Source organism: Allorhizobium sp. NPDC080224 (assembly GCF_050281005.1).
Classification (GTDB): Bacteria; Pseudomonadota; Alphaproteobacteria; order Rhizobiales; family Rhizobiaceae; genus Allorhizobium.
This window is the reverse complement of the sequence record NZ_JBNNWJ010000001.1, coordinates 1,732,705-1,754,424: the sequence shown is the minus strand read 5'-3', so window position 1 is coordinate 1,754,424 and position 21,720 is coordinate 1,732,705. Positions and strand designations below refer to the sequence as shown.

General features: G+C 62.3%; 18 protein-coding genes. 8 read left to right on the top strand and 10 right to left on the bottom strand.

Annotated elements, in window-relative coordinates:
* Positions 1 to 191 precede the first annotated feature (191 nt).
* Complete coding sequence (locus ACQKP1_RS08795; protein ID WP_427274955.1) at positions 192 to 476, bottom strand: hypothetical protein; 285 nt, start codon at positions 474 to 476, stop codon at positions 192 to 194.
* 6 nt (positions 477 to 482) lie between these two features.
* Here ACQKP1_RS08795 and ACQKP1_RS08790 point away from each other — a divergent pair, with 6 nt between their 5' ends.
* Positions 483 to 4,265 (top strand): vitamin B12-dependent ribonucleotide reductase, encoded by a 3,783-nt coding sequence (locus ACQKP1_RS08790; protein WP_427274954.1) that lies wholly within the window; start codon positions 483 to 485, stop codon positions 4,263 to 4,265.
* A 284-nt stretch (positions 4,266 to 4,549) separates the two neighbouring features.
* On the opposite strand, the gene ACQKP1_RS08785 is transcribed toward ACQKP1_RS08790, so the two are convergent.
* A complete protein-coding gene (locus ACQKP1_RS08785) occupies positions 4,550 to 4,909 on the bottom strand; it encodes an endonuclease domain-containing protein (RefSeq protein ID WP_427274953.1) in 360 nt (119 codons plus the stop codon).
* A gap of 572 nt (positions 4,910 to 5,481) precedes the next feature.
* Here ACQKP1_RS08785 and ACQKP1_RS08780 point away from each other — a divergent pair.
* Entirely contained in the window at positions 5,482 to 5,721 is a 240-nt protein-coding gene (locus tag ACQKP1_RS08780) for a DUF378 domain-containing protein (protein ID WP_203015454.1), read from the top strand.
* A 222-nt stretch (positions 5,722 to 5,943) separates the two neighbouring features.
* Complete coding sequence (locus ACQKP1_RS08775) at positions 5,944 to 6,255, top strand: DUF1883 domain-containing protein (protein ID WP_427274952.1); 312 nt, start codon at positions 5,944 to 5,946, stop codon at positions 6,253 to 6,255.
* Between the two features lie 206 nt (positions 6,256 to 6,461).
* On the opposite strand, the gene ACQKP1_RS08770 is transcribed toward ACQKP1_RS08775, so the two are convergent.
* From ACQKP1_RS08770 to ACQKP1_RS08755, 4 genes are all read right to left on the bottom strand, one after another.
* The gene (locus tag ACQKP1_RS08770; RefSeq protein ID WP_427274951.1) at positions 6,462 to 7,967 is read right to left on the bottom strand and encodes a diguanylate cyclase domain-containing protein; all 1,506 of its coding nucleotides are present in this window, start codon (positions 7,965 to 7,967) and stop codon (positions 6,462 to 6,464) included.
* 83 nt (positions 7,968 to 8,050) lie between these two features.
* Entirely contained in the window at positions 8,051 to 9,361 is a 1,311-nt protein-coding gene (locus tag ACQKP1_RS08765) for a replication-associated recombination protein A (RefSeq protein WP_427274950.1), read from the bottom strand.
* Positions 9,358 to 10,779: a DegQ family serine endoprotease gene (locus ACQKP1_RS08760; protein ID WP_427274949.1), complete on the bottom strand. Its 1,422-nt coding sequence runs from the start codon at positions 10,777 to 10,779 to the stop codon at positions 9,358 to 9,360. The genes ACQKP1_RS08765 and ACQKP1_RS08760 overlap by 4 nt, the downstream gene beginning before the upstream one ends.
* 91 nt (positions 10,780 to 10,870) lie before the next feature.
* Positions 10,871 to 11,818: a serine hydrolase domain-containing protein gene (locus tag ACQKP1_RS08755; RefSeq protein ID WP_427276426.1), complete on the bottom strand. Its 948-nt coding sequence runs from the start codon at positions 11,816 to 11,818 to the stop codon at positions 10,871 to 10,873.
* 291 nt (positions 11,819 to 12,109) lie between these two features.
* Between ACQKP1_RS08755 and ACQKP1_RS08750 the strand changes: the two genes are divergently transcribed.
* The gene (locus ACQKP1_RS08750) at positions 12,110 to 12,508 is read left to right on the top strand and encodes a lysozyme inhibitor LprI family protein (RefSeq protein WP_427274948.1); all 399 of its coding nucleotides are present in this window, start codon (positions 12,110 to 12,112) and stop codon (positions 12,506 to 12,508) included.
* Between the two features lie 8 nt (positions 12,509 to 12,516).
* Here the strand turns inward: ACQKP1_RS08750 and ACQKP1_RS08745 are convergent, their stop codons facing one another.
* Positions 12,517 to 14,001, bottom strand: coding sequence for a ferredoxin reductase family protein (locus tag ACQKP1_RS08745; protein WP_427274947.1), 1,485 nt, complete (start codon positions 13,999 to 14,001; stop codon positions 12,517 to 12,519).
* 126 nt (positions 14,002 to 14,127) lie between these two features.
* Here ACQKP1_RS08745 and ACQKP1_RS08740 point away from each other — a divergent pair, with 126 nt between their 5' ends.
* Positions 14,128 to 15,234 carry a polyheme membrane-associated cytochrome C gene (locus tag ACQKP1_RS08740; protein WP_427274946.1) on the top strand — a complete coding sequence of 369 codons (1,107 nt, stop codon included), beginning with the start codon at positions 14,128 to 14,130 and terminating at the stop codon, positions 15,232 to 15,234.
* Here ACQKP1_RS08740 and ACQKP1_RS08735 read toward each other — a convergent pair.
* Entirely contained in the window at positions 15,223 to 16,173 is a 951-nt protein-coding gene (locus tag ACQKP1_RS08735) for a LysR substrate-binding domain-containing protein (protein ID WP_427274945.1), read from the bottom strand. The genes ACQKP1_RS08740 and ACQKP1_RS08735 overlap by 12 nt on opposite strands.
* 116 nt (positions 16,174 to 16,289) lie before the next feature.
* Here ACQKP1_RS08735 and ACQKP1_RS08730 point away from each other — a divergent pair, with 116 nt between their 5' ends.
* The 3 genes from ACQKP1_RS08730 (at position 16,290) to ACQKP1_RS08720 (ending at position 19,101) form a co-directional block, all read left to right on the top strand.
* Entirely contained in the window at positions 16,290 to 17,426 is a 1,137-nt protein-coding gene (locus tag ACQKP1_RS08730; protein ID WP_427274944.1) for a TauD/TfdA family dioxygenase, read from the top strand.
* On the top strand, positions 17,423 to 18,187 hold the full coding sequence (locus tag ACQKP1_RS08725) for a class II aldolase/adducin family protein (protein WP_427274943.1): 765 nt from the start codon (positions 17,423 to 17,425) through the stop codon (positions 18,185 to 18,187). Before ACQKP1_RS08730 ends, ACQKP1_RS08725 begins: the two co-directional genes overlap by 4 nt.
* 125 nt (positions 18,188 to 18,312) lie before the next feature.
* Positions 18,313 to 19,101, top strand: a complete 789-nt coding sequence (locus ACQKP1_RS08720; protein WP_427274942.1) for a carbon-nitrogen hydrolase family protein — start codon at positions 18,313 to 18,315, stop codon at positions 19,099 to 19,101.
* A 21-nt stretch (positions 19,102 to 19,122) separates the two neighbouring features.
* Here ACQKP1_RS08720 and ACQKP1_RS08715 read toward each other — a convergent pair whose 3' ends face one another.
* Together ACQKP1_RS08715 and ilvD are read right to left on the bottom strand one after the other, a co-directional pair.
* Positions 19,123 to 19,551 carry a VOC family protein gene (locus ACQKP1_RS08715; protein ID WP_427274941.1) on the bottom strand — a complete coding sequence of 143 codons (429 nt, stop codon included), beginning with the start codon at positions 19,549 to 19,551 and terminating at the stop codon, positions 19,123 to 19,125.
* A 143-nt stretch (positions 19,552 to 19,694) separates the two neighbouring features.
* Positions 19,695 to 21,530 (bottom strand): dihydroxy-acid dehydratase, encoded by a 1,836-nt coding sequence (gene ilvD / locus ACQKP1_RS08710; RefSeq protein WP_427274940.1) that lies wholly within the window; start codon positions 21,528 to 21,530, stop codon positions 19,695 to 19,697.
* Positions 21,531 to 21,720 lie beyond the last annotated feature (190 nt).

The window sequence follows — 21,720 nt, the reverse complement described above, 5'->3', positions numbered from 1 at the left end:
GTCACATCGACCGAGAAAGCCCTTTCATTCCCGTGACTTCGCTCTTTTGCCCGTTATCCACAATGTAACACCACAACATATAGCGTTAACATTTCCTTCACAGACCACCCCTTGACGGAATCAGTCGGGACGATGTTAATGGATCCTGTTGCGGCGGCGACTGGACCGGGCATGAACGAGGCCGGGTTTCATCAAACATTGTAGCGGCTTTCTTGCAAGTGGAACGGCGTTCTGACGACGCCTTCCGCGCCAGGAAATTTGTGCGATTTTTGACCGCCGGGCGGGGGTTTCAGATCTGGCGGCAATAAACTGTTAGTACTATATTTAGTGTTTGCAGCCACCATCTCTACCATATACAGGGTCATCATCTCCGGATGAATCACCTGACGGACGAACAAGTGAACGGCTGCGCGGTTCGGCGTGCAGACGACATGTTTTATCGCGCCGAATTTCCGGCGCCCAAGATCGAGGGACACAGGCAGATGCGCATTGAACGTCGCTTCACCAAACCGGGACAGTCCGCTTACGCGGAGATCGAGTTCCGCAAGGCCATCAGCGAAATCAAGAATCCCGACGGCTCAATCGTATTTCGTCTTGCCGACATCGACGTCCCCGCCCAGTTCAGCCAGGTGGCGGCCGACATTCTCGCCCAGAAATATTTCCGCAAGGCGGGCGTGCCGAAGATCCTGAAGAAGGTTGAGGAAAACGACGTTCCCTCCTTCCTGTGGCGCTCGGTCGCCGACGAAAAGGCACTCGCTGCTCTGCCCGAGAACGAGCGCTACGGCTCGGAAACCGATGCACGCCAGGTCTTCGATCGCCTGGCCGGCACCTGGGCCTATTGGGGCTGGAAGGGCAAGTATTTCTCCTCCGAAGAAGACGCGGCCGCCTTCAAGGACGAGCTCGCCTATATGCTCGCCACCCAGCGCGTCGCACCGAATTCTCCGCAGTGGTTCAACACCGGCCTGCACTGGGCCTATGGCATCGACGGCCCCGGCCAGGGCCATTTCTATGTCGACCCCTTCACCGGCAAGCTGGTAAAGTCCAAGTCGGCCTATGAACATCCGCAGCCGCATGCCTGCTTCATCCAGTCCGTCGAAGATGACCTGGTCAACGAAGGCGGCATCATGGATCTCTGGGTCCGTGAAGCCCGTCTCTTCAAGTATGGCTCCGGCACCGGCTCCAACTTCTCCTATCTGCGCGGCGAAGGCGAAAAGCTTTCGGGCGGCGGCCGTTCGTCGGGCCTCATGTCCTTCCTGAAGATCGGCGACCGGGCGGCCGGCGCCATCAAGTCCGGCGGCACCACCCGTCGTGCGGCCAAGATGGTCGTCGTCGACATCGACCATCCGGATATCGAAGCCTATATCGACTGGAAGGTGAAGGAAGAGCAGAAGGTTGCCGCCCTCGTCACCGGCTCCAAGATCGTCGCCAAGCATCTGAAGGCGATCATGAAGGCCTGCGTCAACTGCGAGGCCGACAACGGCGCCTGCTTCGACCCGAACGAGAACCCTGCCCTCAAGCGCGAAATCAAGGCCGCGAAGAAGGACCAGGTTCCGGAAAACTACATCAAGCGCGTCATCCAGTTCGCCCAGCAGGGCTACAAGGATCTCGACTTCAAGACCTATGACACCGACTGGGATTCGGAAGCCTATCTCACGGTCTCCGGCCAGAACTCCAACAACTCGGTCTCCCTGAAGGACGACTTCCTGCGCGCCGTCGAAAACGATGGCGACTGGAACCTGACCGCCCGTAAGGACGGCAAGGTGATGAAGACGCTGAAGGCCCGAGACCTCTGGGACAAGATCTCCTATGCCGCCTGGGCATCCGCTGACCCGGGCCTGCACTTCAACACGACGATGAACGACTGGCACACCTCGCCGGCAGCGGGCCCGATCCGCGCGTCGAACCCGTGCTCGGAATACATGTTCCTCGACGACACGGCCTGCAACCTGGCTTCGCTGAACCTGCTCCGCTTCAAGGATCAGAAGACCAAGAAGATCGACATCGCCGACTACGAACATGCCGTTCGTCTGTGGACCGTCGTTCTCGAAGTCTCCGTGATGATGGCGCAGTTCCCGTCGCGCCAGATCGCCGAACGCTCCTATGAATACCGCACGCTCGGCCTCGGCTACGCCAATATCGGCGGCCTGCTGATGTCCTCCGGCATTCCGTATGACTCGGCCGAAGGCCGCGCCATCGCCGGCGCGCTGACCGCCATCATGACCGGCGTGTCCTATGCGACGTCAGCCGAAATCGCTTCGGAACTTGGCCCCTTCCCGGGCTTTGCACCGAACCGCGACAACATGCTGCGCGTGATCCGCAACCATCGCCGCGCCGCCCATGGTCTGGCGGACGGCTATGAAGGCCTCTCCGTCAATCCGGTCCCGCTGGTCCATGCCGAGTGCACGGATCCGGCCCTGGTCGCCCATGCGACGGCTGCCTGGGACAAGGCGCTCGAGCTCGGCGAAAAGCATGGCTACCGCAATGCCCAGGTCTCGGTCATCGCGCCGACCGGCACGATCGGTCTCGTCATGGACTGCGACACGACCGGCATCGAGCCCGACTTCGCGCTCGTCAAGTTCAAGAAGCTCGCCGGTGGCGGTTACTTCAAGATCATCAACGCTGCCGTTCCGGAAGCGCTGCGCTCGCTCGGCTATTCGGAAAGCCAGATCGCCGAGATCGACGCCTATGCCGTCGGCCATGGCAACCTGAACCAGGCGCCGGGCATCAACCCGTCCTCGCTCAAGGCCAAGGGCTTCACCGACGAGAAGATCGAAGCCGTCAACGGCGCGCTGAAGGCTGCCTTCGACATCAAGTTCGTCTTCAACCAGTGGACGCTCGGCGCCGACTTCCTGAAGGACACCCTGAAGGTTTCCGACGAGCAGCTCGCCGACATGAGCTTCAACCTGCTCGACCACATGGGCTTCTCGAAGAAGGACATCGAAGCCGCCAACATCCACGTTTGCGGTGCGATGACGCTGGAAGGCGCACCCTTCCTCAAGGCCGAACATCTGCCGGTCTTCGATTGCGCCAACCCCTGCGGCAAGATCGGCAAGCGTTATCTGTCGGTTGAATCCCACATCCGCATGATGGCAGCGGCCCAGCCGTTCATCTCGGGTGCGATCTCCAAGACGATCAACATGCCGAATGAAGCGACCGTCGAAGATTGCGGCGCCGCCTACATGCTGTCCTGGAAGCTGGCGCTGAAAGCCAACGCGCTCTACCGCGATGGCTCGAAGCTCTCCCAGCCGCTCAACGCCTCGCTGATCGAGGACGAGGATGATGAGGACGGCGTCGACGAACTGCTCCAGCAGCCGATGGCGGCCCAGGCCGTCACGATCACGGAACGCATCGTCGAGCGCATCGTCGATCGTGTCGTGCGCGAGCAGGAAAAGCTGCCGACCCGCCGCAAGGGTTACACCCAGAAGGCCAAGATCGGTGGTCACACCATCTTCCTGCGCACCGGCGAATATGACGACGGCCGTCTTGGCGAAATCTTCCTCGACATGAACAAGGAAGGCTCGGCCCTTCGCGCCTTCATCAACAACTTCGCCATCTCCGTCTCGCTCGGCCTGCAGTATGGCGTGCCGCTCGAGGAATATGTCGACGCCTTCACCTTCACCAAGTTCGAGCCGGCCGGCATGGTCACCGGTAACGACGCGATCAAGAATGCGACATCGATCCTCGACTACGTCTTCCGCGAACTGGCGATCTCCTATCTCGGCCGCCACGACCTCGCGCATGTCGATACCTCGGACTTCACCACCACGGCGCTCGGCCGCGGCATGAAGGAAGGCAAGGCCGACGTCGTCTCCAAGGGCCTGACCCGCGGTTACAAGCCGACGCTCGTCTCAAGCCACATGCCGGCAGCGTCAGGCGCCGAACCCAAGGGTGCAGCAACCGCCGCCCCCGCCAAGGCCTCGGCCACCGTCACCGCCTTCTCGTCTTCGGGCGCCACTGCCCGCAAGCTGGAAGTGACGACGGCCGTTGCCACCTCTGAAGTCGTGTCCTTCAAGCGCGACTACGAGGAACGGTCGGTGGAACTGGCCGAGGAGATCGCAGCCGAAAGCCTGTTCTCCGACGCCAGCGCCGAAGACGCCGCCGCCGCCAAGGCCGAAGCCAAGAAGCTCGAGGCATCGCGCCGCATGCGCTCGATCGCGCAGGGCTATACGGGCAACATGTGCTCGGAATGCCAGAACTTCACGATGGTGCGGAATGGGACTTGCGAGAAGTGCGATACTTGCGGTGCCACGAGCGGGTGCAGCTGAGGATGACATTTGATCGAGATTTCGGCCCGGGGGAAACCTCGGGCCGAAGTGGTTTTGGGCACCCCATCCCCCCATGCGGGGGAGGACGGAAAATCGAAGGCTTAGGCCAGCGCAAGCGGCCTAAACTTCAGATTATCCTGGAGAGGGGCAGAGTTCCGTTGGCGAATACCTGACCAAGCCCCTCTCTCGCGATTTCAGATGTTTAGCCGTGGCTTGCGCCACGACTAATTCATCGAAATCGCTTTCTCCCCCGCAAGGGGGGAGATAGGGCCGCCTCATTCGCCTCATTCGCCGCAGTTCCGCAACTCCGCCAGAATGAAACTGCAGACGCCATCGAGATTGTCCTGGACCTCGCCGTTCCAGACCCGCAGCACCCGAAAGCCCTGGGAGCGAAACCAAGCATCCCGCTGGGCATCGCGCTCACTCTCGGCATGCTGATGTCCATCTACCTCAATGATCACTCTTGCCTCGAAGCAGACGAAATCAAGAATGTAACCATCAAACGGCACCTGCCGCCGGAACTTGAAGCAGCCGAGCTGTTTTGTCCGCAGCACCTGCCAGAGCCGGTTCTCGGCCCAAGTGGCATCCGCCCGCATGGTGCGGGCAAAACGGCGGTGATGCTGTGGAACCTCGCGATGTGTCATTCGAGCCCCTCGAAGCCACCAGAGATTGCACCTGGTTCGTGGCGAAGGAAAGAGGCTTCCGATAGGTATCAAGGCTGCTTTCGGAGGGAGGACATAATGGAAAGCTGCAAGGACCGAAATGGTGATACCTGGGAGATCTATAAGAGCGATGGTTGGCGGTGGCGACGGACGGCACCAAACGGCAGAATTGTGGGCGCATCGGCCGAGAGCTACGTCAACAAAAGCGATTGCATCAGCAACGCGCAACGCAATGGTATGACCTGCACGCCAAAGTAAGCCGTCCTACGCTCCCTCGGATTTGACCCGAGGGCAAGTTTCAACCCGCCCGGAGGGAGCGATCCCGACAGGCGGCGAAGCTCGGGCATTAGTTTTCCCTCACCCTGAAGTGCCCGACCTCGTCGGCCTCGAAGGGCGAGGCCATCAGCGCAGGATGCTTCGAGGCCCGCCCTTCACGCGGGCACATCAGCATGAGGGCATCAACCGCCCGCAGTCCCATTGGGCGAGAAGCAGGACACCGGAACCAATTGCAATTGAAACTGTTAGCTCTTCACAACAGCCAAGGAGAGAACATCATGCGCGCACTCAACCTCATCACACTGCTGCTCGTCATCGTCGGCGGCGTCAACTGGCTGCTCGTCGGGCTGGCCAATTTCGACCTCGTCGCCACCCTGTTCGGCGGTCAGGATACGGCGCTTGCCACGATCGTTTACGTTCTGGTCGGCCTGTCGGCCCTTTGGCAGATTGTCCCCTTCGCCAAGGCCATGTCGGTCGGCGAGACGCGGGCGGAAGCCAATATCGGCGGTCATCGCTGATTGAAGCCCATATTCAGATTGCGGTCGCCTTTGCAGGCTGCAGTTCACGGGGCCGGCCATGCCGGCCCCGTTTTCGTTCGGCTGGTACCTTTCGTTCGAATGAACGGGCCGTCCCAAAAAAGTCCGCCTTGCCCGCTGTTTCAGGCCCGGCCGCCCAACGCTTCCTTAACGGCCTTGCGGTACATTACGATAGATTGAAAGACGGACGGAGACCCAAGCGAAATGTCCAAACCGACCTTCCGCTTCACCCATTACGACCTGAAGGAACAGCGCGCTGGCACGATCATCGAGGTTACGCTGTCGGCCGTGAACAATGTGCGGCTGATGACGCCGACCAATTTTCAGCGCTTCAAGGAAACGCTCGATTACAAATTCCAGGGTGGCGTGGCGAAGAAGTCGCCGCTCAAGATCGCCATTCCGGAAAGCGGCCACTGGCACCTGATCGTCGACATGGAAGGCCATCACGGACTGGCCGAATCCAAGGTCAAGATGATCGCCGCTCCTGCCGTGCAGCCGAAGCAGAGAGCCTCGTAAAAAGGCTCCGCACGGCCTCCTCCGGCAATCGCCTCCCGTTCCCATGCAGACACGCTCGCTCTCACACCGAAAGCGGGATGAGCGTGCTGTCGAGGCCATCGTCATCACCTGGCAGCAAGACAAGCCGGCGGCGCTTGAAGTCGCTGGCAGGAGCCCGACTCCTCCATTGAAAGCGACAGAGCCCTTGGCGGCTCGCCTCGGGATCATCAGGCCGCGTCGACACCAGTCGTTGATGTTTCCCCCGCCCCGTCCTCCGGAACCAGATCCTCGGCGAAAAAGGCGCGGCCGCGGCCACCTTGCTTGGAGGCATAAAGCGCCCGGTCGGCGATCGCCATGATCGGCCGCGCGGCCGCACCGTTTTCGGGCGCAATCGCCAGACCGAGGCTGATGCCGACATCGACCTCCGGTCCGCTCAATAGCGTGATTGGCCGGGAGACCGAGGCGATGATCGATTGGGCGAGCATCGACAGGCGCGGCCGGTCGCGGAAGGCGTGGACGAGGATGACGAATTCGTCGCCACCGACACGGCCGACCAGACCGCTTTCGCCAACGGCCTCGCGAAGCCGCTCTGCCACGACGCGGATGACCTCGTCGCCGGCAGCGTGGCCATGCAGATCGTTGACGGCCTTGAAGCGGTCGAGATCGCAGGCGATCACCGCAAAGGGCGCGTGAGCCAGTCGCTCGGCAGCCTCGTTCAGGGCGTTGTCGAAGCAGAGGCGGTTGGCAAGGCCCGAAAGCGCATCCCGATGGGCGAGCTCGCGGTTGCGCTTTTCGCTCTCCTCCAGCCGCTCCGACAGCCGGCCGATATAGCGGCCGAGCACGAAGCTTGCGGCCAGCATGAGGCCGCAGAGCAGGACGACGGCGGGAACGGTGATGGTCCAGATATCGGCACCCGGCTTGAACAGCGTGAAGTCGAAGCTGCCGAGCGTCTGACCGTCGGCGCTCTTCACCATCAGCAGACCGTCGCCATTGCGGTTGAATCGCAGGTTTCCATATTCGAGTTGCGAGTTGAGGTCCGCCACCAGATCGGCATCGATCGGCCGGGCGGAGACCAGGATGACGGGATCGCCTTCCGGGAGCGCCACCTCGCCGTCATCGGGAACGATCGCCATGGCGGTCGCCAGCATCACCTCTCCGTCGACTTCGGCAAAGCCAAAAGCGGCGATGGCATGGACCTCAGATGCCGGCACCGGGTGCTGACCAAAACCACCCTTGATCGTGGTGCGATGCGCATGGTGGCGGGTCAGCGCGAGATCGGCAAGTGCCTTCAGGTCATCGCCGGGCTTCAGTTCGCGGGCGGTCAGATCCACCTTGTCCTGCCAGGCCGACATCAGGACGCGACCACCGGGACCGATCAGAAAACTGCGCTCATGGCCGAAATCGTACCAGAGCGAGGAGACGAATTCCTCGATCACATAAGAGGCGTGAAACTTGAGGGTGATGTATTTCACCGAGCGATCCCAGCGGGCCAGACCGAGCTGGTCGCGAGCCAGCAGGCTCTGGCGATCGCGCAGCACATTCTCCAGCAGCAGGATCTGCTTTTCGGCCGCGATATCATCGGCCTTGCGTGAGGCGATATAGCCGATGAAGAGCAGCGACAGAGCAGAAAGCGTGATGAGCACAATAGAGAACAGCTTCACCATGGCCGGCAAGCCAAGGCGCGGCGCGCCGGTCATGCCCGGCACCTGCCATCCATCCATTTCTTTCGCCATGCACAATCCCCTGTTCGACCGGCAAGTCTAGGGCACAGCGCTTAAATTGGGCTTAAGCTGACATGACGATAGGCAAGTCGGGATCAGCCGCCCCGCTCGCGGCGCAGCTTCGCCCACCAGTCGAGGCGCTTCTTGATCTCCCGCTCGAAGCCACGCTCCGGCGGATCGTAGAAGGTCTTGCGGCCCATCTTTTCGGGGAAATAGTCCTGGCCGGAAAAGGCGTCCGGCTGGTCATGGTCGTAGAGATAGCCTTCGTTGTAGCCTTCCGCCTTCATCAGCTTGGTCGGGGCGTTCAGGATGTGCTTTGGCGGCAGCAGCGAACCGTGCTCCTTGGCGGCGCGCATGGCCGCCTTGTAGGCGACATAGACGCCGTTCGATTTGGGGGCGGTTGCGAGATAGACGCAGGCCTGAGCCAGCGCCAGTTCGCCTTCCGGCGAACCGAGATAGTCATAGGCATCCTTGGCGGCATTGCAGACGACCAGCGCCTGCGGATCGGCCAGACCGATATCCTCGACCGCCATGCGCACCAGTCGGCGGCCGAGATAAAGCGGATCTTCGCCAGCATCGAACATCCGGCAGAGATAGTAGAGGGCGGCGTCGGGATCCGAACCGCGCACGGCCTTGTGGAGGGCCGAGATCAGATTGTAGTGGCCGTCCTGCCCCTTGTCGTAGACGGGCGCGCGTCGCTGGACAATCCGGCCAAGCCCCTCGGTATCGAACACCTCATCAGGCCGTGCGGCGCGCCAGACTTCCTCGGCCAAGGTGAGCGACGCCCGGCCGTCGCCATCGGCCATGCGGATCAGGGCCTGACGGGCATCGGCATCCAGCGGCAGCGGCTTGGCTTCGGTTTCCTCGGCGCGTTTCAGAAGCGTCTCGATGCTTTCGGCATCATGGCTCTTGAAGGTGAGGACCCGGGCGCGCGACAGAAGAGCGGCATTCAGCTCGAAGCTCGGATTTTCCGTCGTGGCACCAACCAGGATGACGGTGCCATCTTCCATGACGGGCAGGAAGCTGTCCTGCTGGGCGCGGTTGAAGCGATGGATCTCGTCGACGAAGAGCAGGGTCTGGCGACCTTCCATGCGGCGCAGGCGCGCGCTTTCGAAGACTTTCTTCAGGTCGGCGACGCCGGAGAAGATCGCCGAGATCTGCTCGAAGGCAAGCCCCGCCTCGCCGGACAGGAGCCGGGCGACGGTTGTCTTGCCCGTTCCCGGCGGGCCCCAGAAGATCATAGAGCCGAGAGAGCCGGAGGCGATCATCCGGGCGAGCACGCCATCCTCGCCGGTCAGGTGTTCCTGACCGGTCACCTCGCCCAAGTTCTTCGGCCGCAAACGATCGGCGAGCGGACGACGCTCGGCCATTTCCTTCGACAGTTGCGGCGCAAAGAGATCGCTCATCGGAAGATCTGCCGGATGCGCTGACCACCACGCTCGATCTCGACACGCCAAAAGCCCGGATCGCTCTCGGCCATGGTCTGCAGATCATCGACGGATGCAATCTGCTCGCCATTTACGGCCACTACGATGTCGCGCGGGGCAAAGCCGAGCCTTGCAGCCGGCGAGCCGCGCACGACTTCGGTGACGACGACGCCAGTGACTTCCGAAGGCATTTTCAGCTCGTAGGCAAGGCGCGGCGAAAGATTCCCGGCCCGGATGCCTGCGAAGGGGCTGCGGCCCTCGATCAGCTGGATATCGCGCGGCCGGGTCTCAGGCGCCGATGCCAGCTGCAGGGGAATTGCCTCCTGCTTGCCATCCTGCTGGATGGTGAGTTCGGCAACCTTGCCGAGGCCCGCGGTGGTGAGGCGATAGCCGAGTGCATCGGGATGTTCGACCGGAACGCCATTGACTGCGGTCACCACCTGCCCCGGCTTGAGACCGGCCTTCTCCGCCGGCCCGCCCTCGACGACGCTGACGACTAGCGCGCCACGTACGGTCTCAAGACCCAGCGCTTCAGCAACATCGGAGGTCACAGGCTCGAAGCTTGCACCGACGTAAGGCCGCTCGAAGCTTGCTTCGCCGCGATCGGCTGCATCGAGGAAGACGCGGACCAGATTGGCCGGGATGGCGAAACCGACACCGTTCGAGCCGCCGCCGCGCGAGAAGATTGCCGTGTTGATGCCGATCAACTCGCCATTCATGCTGACGAGGGCACCGCCGGAATTGCCGGGATTGATCGCGGCATCGGTCTGGATGAAGAAGCCGAAATCGCCTTCCGTCACCTGGTTTCTGGCAAGTGCTGAAACAATCCCCGAGGTCACCGTCTGGCCGACGCCGAAGGGGTTGCCGATGGCGAGCACGAGATCGCCGACCTCGGTTGCGTCGGAATTGCCGATCGGAAGCGTCGGCATGACCTCGTTGGTCTCGAACTTCAGAACCGCGAGATCAAGCCTGTCGTCCTTGAGCACGACCTTGACCGGAAACTCCCGGCCATCAGCGAGCGCCACCTTTATGTCGTCGGCGCCATCAATGACATGGTTGTTTGTGACCACGACGCCGTCTGCCTCGACGATGACGCCGGACCCGAGCGATGACTGCTTTTCCGTGCGGTTCGGCATGCGCTGGCCGAAGAACTGTTCGAAGAACGGGTCACCGGCAAACAGGCTGGAGCGGGTCTGCACCAAACGCTCGGCATAAACGTTGACGACGGCACCCCGCGCCTGCTTCACCAGCGGCGCGAAGGAAAGCTGCATCTCGATCTGGCTCTTTGGCACCGCCTTGTCCTGGGCAAGCGCTGGCGATGCGATCGACGCGATCAGGGCGATGATGACAGCAACAGGTTTGAGGCAGTCGAAGCGCGGCATGCGAAGATCCTTCATGCGATATGGACGTTCTAGACCCGGTTCGTGCGCCGTCAAATAGGCAGAACCAAGGAAGGTGTATCGCAGATGGGGATAACGCGCGTCGGCCTCAAGTGCTGACGGTTTCGATGATGCGTGTCATCAGGCCGTGAAGCTCGTCACGGTATCCGGTGCGGGCGGACGGCGCGCTTTCATTCGATGTCATGGTAACGGTTACGCCAAGCCTCGGTGTGATGTAGAGCATCTGGCCGCCGTAGCCCCAGGCATAGTTCACCTGCTCGCCTGCCATTTTTTTGAGAAACCAGGCATAGCCATAGCCATCGCCGTTGAAGACGGAGTTGGTGCGGCGGATCCAGCTTTCGCGGATCCACTCTTCCGAGATGAGCCGCGTACCATCCTCCGTCACGCCGCCCCGGCGATAGAGTTCGCCGAAGGCATGCAGCGAGCGTGGCGTCATGGCCATCTGGTTGCCGCCAAGATAATAGCCCTGGGGGTCGCGGTGCCAGGAGCCGATGCGGAAGCCGTCGAGCGGCCCGAGCCACTCCCGGGCAAGAGCCAGCGTCGGCTTGCCGGAGACCTTGGTAAGGATGACGGAGAGCAGATGCGTCGAAGCGGTCGAATAGAGCATGCCGCCGCCGGGCTCCCCGACAAAATCGGCGGCAAGCGCAAAACGGGTCCAGTTGCGGCTCGACACCCAGCGGCCGTAGTTGGCGCCAGACATGCGGTCGAGCCCCGCGCGCATCGAAAGCAGGTGGCCAATGGTGATCTGCGACAGGCGAGGATCGGGATTGGCGGGAAACTCCGAGCGAAGCACGGTCTCGATCCGCTGGTCGACGCCTTCCAGCAGGCCCTTGTCTATGGCGATCCCGACCAGTGCGGAGACGACACATTTGGACGCCGACTTGATGTTCGTCGAGCCCGTCAAAGAATTGTTGCCATAGGCGCGTTCGGCGAGCGTCTCGCCGTCGCGGGTGACGATCACCGTTTCCAGCGTCTCGAGCCGACGCGCCTCCTCCAGAAGGTTTGAGATCCTCGGTCGCAACGCGTCGATATCCATGGGGGCTGCGGAGGCCTGAGCCGCCACGGGCGTCTCCACCGGCGACGTAGCCTCCGGCGTGCCGGCTTGTGCCAGCGCCTGAGGGCCCGAAAGGACGGAGACGGCACCGGAGACGCCTAGGATGGAAAGGAATGTTCTTCTATGCATGCGTCCCAAGGTAGTGAGCATCGCGCGTGAGAAAAGCCTGAGCAGCCAAGATCTCACCGGATCGTGAGGGATTTACAACAGACGGAGCCCGGAACGTTCTCCACGCGGCAACCGTTGCCCCGTCATCAGGAAAGGAGAGCGACCATGTCTCGAACCCGCCTTATCGCATCCACCCTCGCCGCCTTTGCTTTCGCCAGCCCGATGGTGATCGCCCTTCCCCAACCGCTGCAGGCGGCCAGTTTCGATTGCCGTACGCCCGACCTTGCGCCGGACGAGGCGGCGATCTGCCAGAACATCGACCTCAACGACATGGATGTTCGCATGGTGACGACGTTCGAACTGTTGCGCGAAGTCTTGCCGATGGGCAGCCGCGGCGCGCTGGAAACCTCGCAAATCGAATGGCTGGAAAAGCGCCGCGCCTGCGAGGCCAATCTCGACTGCCTGGCCGCCGCCTATGCCAGCCGTATGGCAGAGCTGCGCAACGGGGTTGGCGAAGTGCTGAGCCTCATTGAGGGCGTGCCGCCCACAGAGCAAGTCAATTAGGGTATTTTCTAACTGCCGAAATAATAGAGCGACAAGGCCGTTGCCAGCAGGGCTGCTACGCCGCCAAAGGCAAGGCTACGACGGCGATCCTGGCGCGAGGACGCCCCCCCGGCGTAGTCGAACCGCTCATAGACGACGTTCTTCATGGGAAGACCGAGTTCGAGCAAAGTGTCGGACACGGCCGACACCATGCCGCCTGGGCCACACATCAAGGCAACACAGCTGCGTGGTTCGATCCCATCAAGAAGATCCTTCAGCCGGGCCTGGTCGAGCCGGCCGACCGCACCGTCGAAGCCGGGTGGCGAATCCTCGCTGATCAGCAAGACCTTCAGGTCGAGCGCGGCGTGAGCTGCGGCTATTTCCTCCAGACAGGCGAAATTACTCGGCGTTCCCACCGCATAGGCGAGCCGGATGGGCCGTTTGTCGCGCCGTGCGATGAGGTCGCGCAGCATGCCGATGATCGGCGCAATGCCGACACCGCCGGCGACGAGGAGCACCGCCTCGCCCGGATGAGCCTCCAGGGCGAATTCACCATAGGGACCGTCAATGCCGATCGGCGTGCCGGGCTGCAGATTGCCGATGCCACGGGTGAAGTCGCCGACCTCCTTGATGATCAGGCTCAAGCCCGGGCGGGTCGGGCTGTCGGCGATCGAAAACGGGTGATCGAACAGCGGGAAGCGCCTGCCGCCTTCCGTCATCCAGACAAACTGGCCGGCATGATAATCGAGCGGCGGTGTGTTGTCGGCGGGCTGGATGTCCAGTTCCCAGAGACGATCGGCCCGACGGGTGACTGACCGGAGCCGCCACGGCCTGCGATGGAGATTGAGCCAGCGATAACCATAGAGGATCGCAAGCACAGCAAGAATGGTGGCGGCGATCAGGAACCAGTAGATCTCCAAAGGCCCTCTCGCCGCAAAGCGACCAGTGGACATGGCATGGTGCAGACCGCCCACCGTCGCTACCGTCCCGAGAACGAGATGCGTTGCCCGCCAGACTTCGTAGCGCCAGGGCAGACGGTTGCGCAATGCTGACGACAGGACCAGGAGGATGAGGGCTGCCCAGGCAACGACGCCAGAGCGATAATGCGGCTGGGTCAGGTAGGCGACCAGACGCTCCGTACCGAGGTTGGTATCCTCAAGCCAGGTCGGGGCGACGTAGGCCAGAGGGTGAAGCACGATCGCCAAGAGGATCCACCAGGCGGCCAGCTTGTGAAAGGCCATGATCTTGTCGATGCCGAGACGGCCGGAGACCACTTCGAAACGGCCGGAGGTTACGAATTGCACGGCCATGGCGGCCAGTCCGACCATGCCTAGGCCGGCGGCCAGTCGCTCCAGCGGATCGTGCGGAGAAACATCCGTCATCAGGGAGAGAGCAAGCGGCAGAGTGCATAGCCCGAGATAGAGGGCCGCCAGAAGGCTGGCCGGCAGACGGGGCAAGCGGCGGGCGGGGCGTTGCGGCATGGTGGCCATGCCTGGCGTCACGGTTTCGGTCATCAGGTCCTCCTTTATCCCTTTCTAGCAGAAGAACCCGGTTCGGAATTGATCTCGGTCATATCCTGACGTCGTTTTGCAGTTCATCATGCTCCTATCGCCACGACGCATACGACCGAGGAGGATCCCATGACGCCGCGACGACCAACACGCCTTTTCACCTTATTCGCCAGCCTGCTGGCGTGGACTACAGTGCTGTTCGCCGCATCATCGGTGCAGGCGAGCGACGACAGTCCGATCAGCAAACTGGTCGAAGCATGGCTCTCTTCGCCACATGGCAACTACCACTCCCCGTCCTTCATTTACTGGAACAAGGAGGGGGAGGTTCCGAAGAACTGTGCCACCTGTCACTCCGAGACGGGCTTCCTCGATTTTCTCGGCGCCGACGGCAGCGCTGCAGGAAGCATCGAGAAACCGGGTGTGATCAATTCGCCGATCGGCTGTGCTTCCTGTCATACCGAGGCGGCGCATGCACTGGATGCGGTGCGCTTCCCCTCTGGCACGGAAGTTGGCGGACTAGGGAGCTCCGCGACCTGCACCGTCTGCCATCAGGGTCGGCAGTCGGGCGCTTCGGTCACCAAGGCAGTCGGCACGCTCGGGGAGGACGAGGTGTCGGGTGAGCTCTCCTTCATCAACATCCATTATGCCGTGGCCGCCGCGACCATGCATGGCGCGGATACGGCAAGCGGCTATCACTATCCCGGCAAGACCTATGCAGGGCGCTTCCAGCATGTTCCGAGCGCTAACAGCTGTGTCGCATGTCATGATCCGCACACCACCAAGGTGGCTGAAGACAGCTGCATGACCTGTCACAGGGGCGTCGAGACCATTCGCGACATCCGCATGCGGCATGCCGATTACGACGGTGACGGCGATATCAAGGAAGGCGTGCATGGCGAGATCGGCACCCTGCATGAGCAACTCTACGCCGCGATCCGGGCCTATGGCGACGCCGTGCTCGGTGCACCGATTGGCTATCACAAGGACCGGCATCCGTATTTCTTTGGGGATACAAATGAAGACGGCGTCATCGGCGACGAGGAAGCGGTGCGCGACAATGCCTACAGGGCCTGGACCCCTCGCCTGATGAAAGCGGCCTACAATTACCAGGTCGTGATGAAGGACCCGGCAGGCTATGTCCACAATCCGGCCTATCTCTTGCAACTGCTGTATGACAGCCTCGAAAGCCTATCATCGGCGGTGGAGATCGACATGGCGCAGTTCTCACGGCCCTGAGGTCAGCGAGGAGCAACCCGCTGATGTCGCGTCAGCGGGTTGCCTTTCCACCTCCGTCTTCTCTCCCAGCCAGGCAACAAAGGCCCTGACTGCCGGCCGCTTTGCCGCAGCCGGCGCCACCGTCGTGAAATAGGCGGTGCCGAGATCAAGGGCGCCATCGGGCCAGGGCTTGAGGCTACCATCGGCGACGAGCCTTTCGGTGATCGAGCGCCACCCGAGCATCAGGCCGCGGCTGTCTAGCGCCGCTTGGACTGCCTGAACATAGTTGTCGAAGACATGGGACTGGCCGCGCGGCTTGGGCAGACCACGCCGTGCGAAATAGTCGCTCCAGCCTTCCCAGTGTCGCGCCTCGACGGTGCGGACATGAATAAGCGGTGCGGTATCCAGCCCGGCGCCTTTTGCCAGCAGGTTTTCAACGAGGGCCGGGTGGCCGACGGGACAGACGGTCTCGTCGAAGAGGCGCAGCGTCTCCCCATCAGTCCAGGTGCCACGGCCATAGCGCAGGACGAGATCGGTGCCCGGCCAGATCTGCGGCAGGTCGGTGGGCGGCACCTGCACATTGACGAATAGACCGGGATTCCGGCTGTAGAAGTCGCTGAGGCGCGGCATCAACCAGTGGGTGGCAAAACCCATGGTGCAGGCGACGGTCAGGCGCTGGTCTTCCAGACCGGTGCTGCTCCGGATTTCCTCGATGGTGTCGGCGATCAGGGCGAGGCCATCACGGGTGGCGCGGGCGAGTTGCTGGCCGGGTTCGGTGAGGCGCGCGGGGCGCGTTGTGCGATCAATCAGCACGGCGCCGACATGGTCTTCCAGCGCCTTCAGAGCTTGCGTCACAGCGGGCTGGGTCACGTTCAAGGCGCTTGCCGCTTCGCGCATCGAGCCGAGCCGCGCGACGGCTTCAAAAGTGGTCAGAAGGCGCAAGGGCGGCAGACGGCTCAAATTAACCTCCAGCTTAACTCAGCATAAGCATAATCGCTCTGTTTTCCCCTGGGAAGTCGAATGATGATCGTCAGATCCGATCCGCTCTCTTGAGCCAGACTTAAGGAAAACCCGCGATGAACATGCATGTTGCGACTGGGGCCGTGACCCTTGCCGACAAGGGCCTGCATCTGGCGCTTTCGGAGGGAAAACAGGCCTATTTCAATTACTACTGGCTGCGTGACAATTGCCCCTCTTCGTTCGACAGCAAGACCCGCGAGAGGAGCTTCGACATCTTTCATCTGTCGCAGGCGCCGCGCGCTGACAGTGCCGAGTTGGAGGGCGATACACTCATCATCCGCTGGGCGGGCGAGAATCACGTGTCGCGTTTTCCGCTCGCGCTGCTTGAGCTCTATACCGAGGGCAAACATCGGCCCGATCCGGCCGACCTGCCGCGCAAGGCGTGGTTCAGCGACCACTATCCCGATATCCCGCGTTTCTCGCAGCCGGAGTTGATGCGCGATCCGGCCAAGGTTGCGGGGTGGATCAAGGCGATGATCGTCGAGGGGCTGACGATCGTGACCGATATGCCGGACAGCGATGAGGGACTGACCGAGACGGTCAAGCTGATGGGCCATGTGCGGCCGACCTTCTTTGGCGACTATTTCGACGTGAAGACGCATATCAACCCGACCAACACCGCCTATACGGCGAAGGCGCTGGAGCTGCATACCGACACGCCGGCCGAGGAACATGCACCGGGCATCCAGTTCCTTCATTGCCGGGCGAATACCGTCGAGGGCGGCATGAGCATCTATTCGGACGGGGTAGCGGTGGCGAATGCCTTTCGGGAGATCGACCCGGAGGGGTTCAAGCTTCTGTCGGAGATCGACATTCCCTTTTATTGCGAACACGACACTTACGACATGCGCTCGCGGCAGCGGGTGATCGAGCTCGACAAACATGGCGAGGTCTCAGGCCTGACCATCAGCCAGCATATGGCCGATCTCTTCGACCTGCCGCAGACCGTGCTCGACGACTACTACCCGGCCTTCTGTCGCTTCGGGAAGATGCTGCAGGACGACCGCTTCATGATGCGCTTCCTGATGAAGGCGGGCGAATGCATGGTGTTCGACAACCATCGCATCGTGCATGGCCGCATGGCCTATTCGGCAACCAGCGGCGACCGCTATCTGCGCGGCTGTTATGCCGATCGCGAGGAGATGCGCTCGACCTATCGGGCGCTGACGACGGAAGGACGGTTCAAGACATGAATATTTCCCCTTCGGTCAACGACATGCTCGATGAGGCAACACTGACCACGCTGCGTCAGGATCTGGCGGCTACCTTCCGGCTTTGCCATCGCTTCGGCTGGAGCGAGTCGGTCGGCAATCATTTCAGTGCGGCTGTCTCGGCCACTGGACGCAAGTTCCTGCTCAATCCGCGCTGGCAGCATTTCGCGACGATCAAGGCGAGCGATCTGCTGTTGCTCGATGCCGACGATCCCGACGTGATGAAGGGCGAGAATGCGCCCGACCCCTCGGCCTGGGCCGTGCATGGCACGCTGCACCGGATGTTGCCGGAGGCGCGCGTCATCCTGCATTGCCACTCGCCTTATGCGGTGGCGCTCTCCTGCCTGAAGGATCCGACGCTTCTGCCGCTCGACAACAACACGGCGCGGTTTTTCGGCCGGATCGGCTATGACCTAGACTTCGGCGGGATTGCGGATGCGGAGGAAGAAGGCGAACGGCTGGCCGAGATGATCCGCGGCAAGGCGGTACTGGTCATGGGCAATCACGGCGTCTCGGTCGCCGGCGAGACGGTGGCGGATGCCTTCGAGGATCTCTACTTCTTCGAAAAGGCGGCGCAGACGATGGTGCTGGCGCTCTCGACCGGCAAACCGCTGGCGGTGCTGTCGGACGAGATCGCGCAGGGCACGTCGGACGGGTGGATTCCGTATCGGGGCATGGCGGAGAAGCATTTCGCGTATTTGAAGTCTTGCCTGGATAAGGAGGATCCCAGTTACCGGGATTAAAATCCAGACGGCGGTCCTGGCCAGTTCCTTCGCTTTCGCTGCAATTGGAATAGTCAACACGCATTGCGCGAACACCGAGCTGCACTTATCTGCTCTGCGTCATGGCTATGGGCGGAGGAGCAGCAATGGTGAAAGCCGAACGGATCAAGGTGGCGCTGGCACAGGTGCTGCCGGGGGTGGATATCGAGGCGCTCTTCGCTCAGGCGGCAGCGGAAAGCGCCGACGTCATCGTCTTTCCGGAAATGTTCTCGAATGGATATCGCCGGTATGACACGACACCATCCGGCCGCGCGGCCTGGATTGATGCCGCCGAATCGATCGACGGGGCCTTTGTCGAACGGTTTCGCCAGGCGGCGCAGCGCTACCGAATCGCTGCTGTCGTGACCCTGCTGGAGCGGGGTGAGGAAAAGCCGTTCAACACCGCTCTTCTCATCGACCGACAGGGGCAGACCGTCTTGCAGCAGCGCAAGCGCCACATCTGCTTTTTCGACAATCCGGAAGATGCCTGCGCTGCCGGGGAGCGGTCCGACGTGGCCGAACTCGTCACCGCACATGGCTCGATGACAGTCGGGCTAATGATCTGCATGGACCGGGAGTTTCCGGATGTGGCCACAGACCTGATGCGCGCGGGCGCCGAAATCATTCTGGTTCCCAACAGTTGCGCGCTGGTCGACGATCCCGAGATCGGCGATGTGCGTCTGGCGGGGATCCGCGCCACGGCCTACCAGACCGTGACGTGCATGGCGGTGGCCAATTATCCTGAAACGAAGGATGACGGGCATTCGGTGGCTGTTGACGAATTGGGCAAAGTCGTCGGCATGGGGACGCCAGAGGCCGGTCTTGTTTTCGCCGAGTTCGATCTTGCAAAGGTGCGCGAGACCCAAAAGCAGGAGTGGTTCCGGCGGAAGCGTTGACCGCACCTCCGGATGCGCGGATCAGCCCCGACCATCCGGATATTCGGCGGGGCCCTTGATCTCGATCGTGTTGCCGAAGGGGTCCTTCACGTAGAAGGAATGGCCCATGCCGCGGGCGCCGCCATGCAGGGCTTCGCGGTCGATCGTGACGTTATGGCTTGCGAGATGGGCGCGCAGTTCATCATGGTCGAAGGGGCCGGTTGCGATGCAGACGTGGTCGACGTTACGGCCGCCTGACACAGGCGGGGCAGCCTTCTGGCCGCCCGGATGGGTGATGTCCCAGAGCACGATCAAAGCGCTGCCGCACCAGACCTGCTCCATGCCGAGCGCCGGATAGGTGTAGCCGGGTCGGCAGCCGAGCACGTCGTGATAGAAGCGGAGCGCCTTGTCCATGTCGTCGACGATGAAGACGACGTGGTCGATGCCGACGAGGCTGAAGGGGACGGTCATCGCGGCTCCTGAGGGTCAGGGAATTCAGGCTGGCGGCTGGCCAGCTAGCCGGCAGGAAGACGGACTTCCGGCAGGTTCTGGATCTCCGGCAAATGCGGAGAGTCAGGAGGCGGCTCGCCGCCTCCTGATGCGCTGTTCGAGGCTTATTCCGGCAGTTGACGCACCGCACCCTTGTCAGCGGACGAGGCGAAGGCGGCATAAGCCTTGAGTGCTGTCGTGACGTTGCGCTTGCGCTTTTCGGCAGGCTGCCAGCCGAGCTTGTCTTGTTCCGTGCGACGGCGTTCCAGTTCGGCGGGATCGACGACGAGGTTGATCGTGCGGTTCGGAATGTCGATGTCGATCAGGTCGCCTTCGCGCACCAGACCGATCGCGCCGCCCTGGGCTGCTTCCGGCGAGGCGTGGCCGATGGAGAGGCCCGAGGTGCCACCGGAGAAGCGGCCGTCGGTGACCAAAGCGCAGGCCTTTCCGAGGCCCTTCGACTTCAGATAGCTCGTCGGATAGAGCATTTCCTGCATGCCCGGGCCGCCCTTCGGGCCTTCATAGCGGATGACGACGACGTCGCCGGCGACGATGTGGTTGGACAGGATCGCCTTCACGGCTGCGTCCTGGCTTTCGAAGACGCGGGCTGGGCCCTTGAACTTCAGGATCGATTCGTCGACGCCGGCCGTCTTCACGATGCAGCCGTCGAGCGCGATGTTGCCCTTCAGAACGGCAAGACCGCCATCCTTGGAGAACGGATGATCGACCGAGCGGATGACGCCCTTTTCGCCGTCGGTGTCGAGATCGTCCCAGCGCGAGGCCTGCGAGAAGGCCTGGGTGGTGCGAACGCCACCGGGGGCGGCCTTGAAGAATTCGCGAACCGTTTCGGAATTGGTGCGGGTGATGTCCCAGCGGTCGATGGCGTGGCCGATGGTTTCAGCATGCACGGTCGGGCAATCGCGGTTGATCAGGCCGCCGCGGTCGAGTTCGCCGAGGATGCGCATGATGCCGCCGGCGCGGTGGACGTCTTCCATGTGCACGTCCTGCTTCGCCGGGGCCACCTTGGAGAGGCAGGGCACGCGGCGCGACAGGCGATCGATATCGTCCATGGTGAAGTCGATGCCGCCTTCATGGGCAGCGGCCAGGATGTGCAGGACCGTGTTGGTCGAGCCGCCCATCGCAATGTCGAGCGCCATGGCATTTTCGAAGGCGGCCTTGGAGGCGACGTTGCGGGGAAGCACGCTTTCGTCGTCCTGCTCGTAGTAACGGCGGGTGATGTCGACGATCAGGTGGCCGGCCTCGACGAAGAGGCGCTTGCGGTCTGCATGGGTGGCGAGCGTCGAGCCGTTGCCGGGCAGCGAGAGGCCGAGGGCCTCGGTCAGGCAGTTCATCGAGTTGGCGGTGAACATGCCCGAGCAGGAGCCGCAGGTCGGACAGGCGGCCTTTTCGATCTCATCGACATCGGCATCGGAGATGCTGTCGTCGGCGGCGGCAACCATGGCGTCGACCAGGTCAAGCGCCACCTTGCGACCCTGCAGGATTGCCTTGCCGGCTTCCATCGGGCCACCGGAGACAAAGACCGAGGGGATATTGAGGCGCATGGCGGCCGAGAGCATGCCGGGCGTGATCTTGTCGCAGTTCGAGATGCAGACCATGGCGTCGGCGCAGTGGGCATTGACCATGTATTCGACCGAGTCGGAGATGATCTCGCGTGACGGCAGCGAATAGAGCATGCCGTCATGGCCCATGGCGATGCCGTCATCGACGGCGATCGTGTTGAACTCCTTGGCGACGCCGCCGGCGGCTTCGATTTCACGCGCGACGAGCTGGCCGAGATCCTTCAGGTGGACGTGGCCGGGCACGAACTGGGTAAAGGAGTTGACGACCGCGATGATCGGCTTGCCGAAATCGCCGTCCTTCATGCCGGTCGCGCGCCAGAGGCCGCGGGCACCGGCCATGTTGCGGCCGTGGGTGGTGGTTCTCGAACGATAGACGGGCATGGGTGTCACCTCGATGGCTTGTTCGCCGCCATGCCTGCACCCTCGGCGCCAAGGCAAGGCGGCCATTTTGGAACTGGTCTAAGCCATGTCCCCTCACCTGTCACTAGCATCCAAGGGCAAATCGGTACGCCTTGGACTCACGGAGCGTGCGACTTAGTTCGCATTTGAGTGATCGGCTTAAGCCTGCGGC

Bases quoted from the DNA above. Each gene is read 5' to 3' on its own strand.
- ACQKP1_RS08780 (WP_203015454.1), top strand. From the start codon at position 5,482: ATGCGCGCACTCAACCTCATCACACTGCTGCTCGTCATCGTCGGCGGC.
- ACQKP1_RS08775 (WP_427274952.1), top strand. From the start codon at position 5,944: ATGTCCAAACCGACCTTCCGCTTCACCCATTACGACCTGAAGGAACAG.
- ACQKP1_RS08720 (WP_427274942.1), top strand. From the start codon at position 18,313: ATGGTGAAAGCCGAACGGATCAAGGTGGCGCTGGCACAGGTGCTGCCG.
- ACQKP1_RS08765 (WP_427274950.1), bottom strand. From the start codon at position 9,361: ATGAGCGATCTCTTTGCGCCGCAACTGTCGAAGGAAATGGCCGAGCGT.
- ACQKP1_RS08785 (WP_427274953.1), bottom strand. From the start codon at position 4,909: ATGACACATCGCGAGGTTCCACAGCATCACCGCCGTTTTGCCCGCACC.
- ACQKP1_RS08770 (WP_427274951.1), bottom strand. From the start codon at position 7,967: ATGGCGAAAGAAATGGATGGATGGCAGGTGCCGGGCATGACCGGCGCG.
- ACQKP1_RS08745 (WP_427274947.1), bottom strand. From the start codon at position 14,001: ATGACCGAAACCGTGACGCCAGGCATGGCCACCATGCCGCAACGCCCC.
- ACQKP1_RS08755 (WP_427276426.1), bottom strand. From the start codon at position 11,818: ATGGATATCGACGCGTTGCGACCGAGGATCTCAAACCTTCTGGAGGAG.
- ACQKP1_RS08760 (WP_427274949.1), bottom strand. From the start codon at position 10,779: ATGAAGGATCTTCGCATGCCGCGCTTCGACTGCCTCAAACCTGTTGCT.
- ACQKP1_RS08715 (WP_427274941.1), bottom strand. From the start codon at position 19,551: ATGACCGTCCCCTTCAGCCTCGTCGGCATCGACCACGTCGTCTTCATC.
- ACQKP1_RS08740 (WP_427274946.1), top strand. From the start codon at position 14,128: ATGACGCCGCGACGACCAACACGCCTTTTCACCTTATTCGCCAGCCTG.
- ACQKP1_RS08730 (WP_427274944.1), top strand. From the start codon at position 16,290: ATGAACATGCATGTTGCGACTGGGGCCGTGACCCTTGCCGACAAGGGC.
- ilvD (WP_427274940.1), bottom strand. From the start codon at position 21,530: ATGCCCGTCTATCGTTCGAGAACCACCACCCACGGCCGCAACATGGCC.
- ACQKP1_RS08790 (WP_427274954.1), top strand. From the start codon at position 483: ATGCGCATTGAACGTCGCTTCACCAAACCGGGACAGTCCGCTTACGCG.
- ACQKP1_RS08725 (WP_427274943.1), top strand. From the start codon at position 17,423: ATGAATATTTCCCCTTCGGTCAACGACATGCTCGATGAGGCAACACTG.
- ACQKP1_RS08750 (WP_427274948.1), top strand. From the start codon at position 12,110: ATGTCTCGAACCCGCCTTATCGCATCCACCCTCGCCGCCTTTGCTTTC.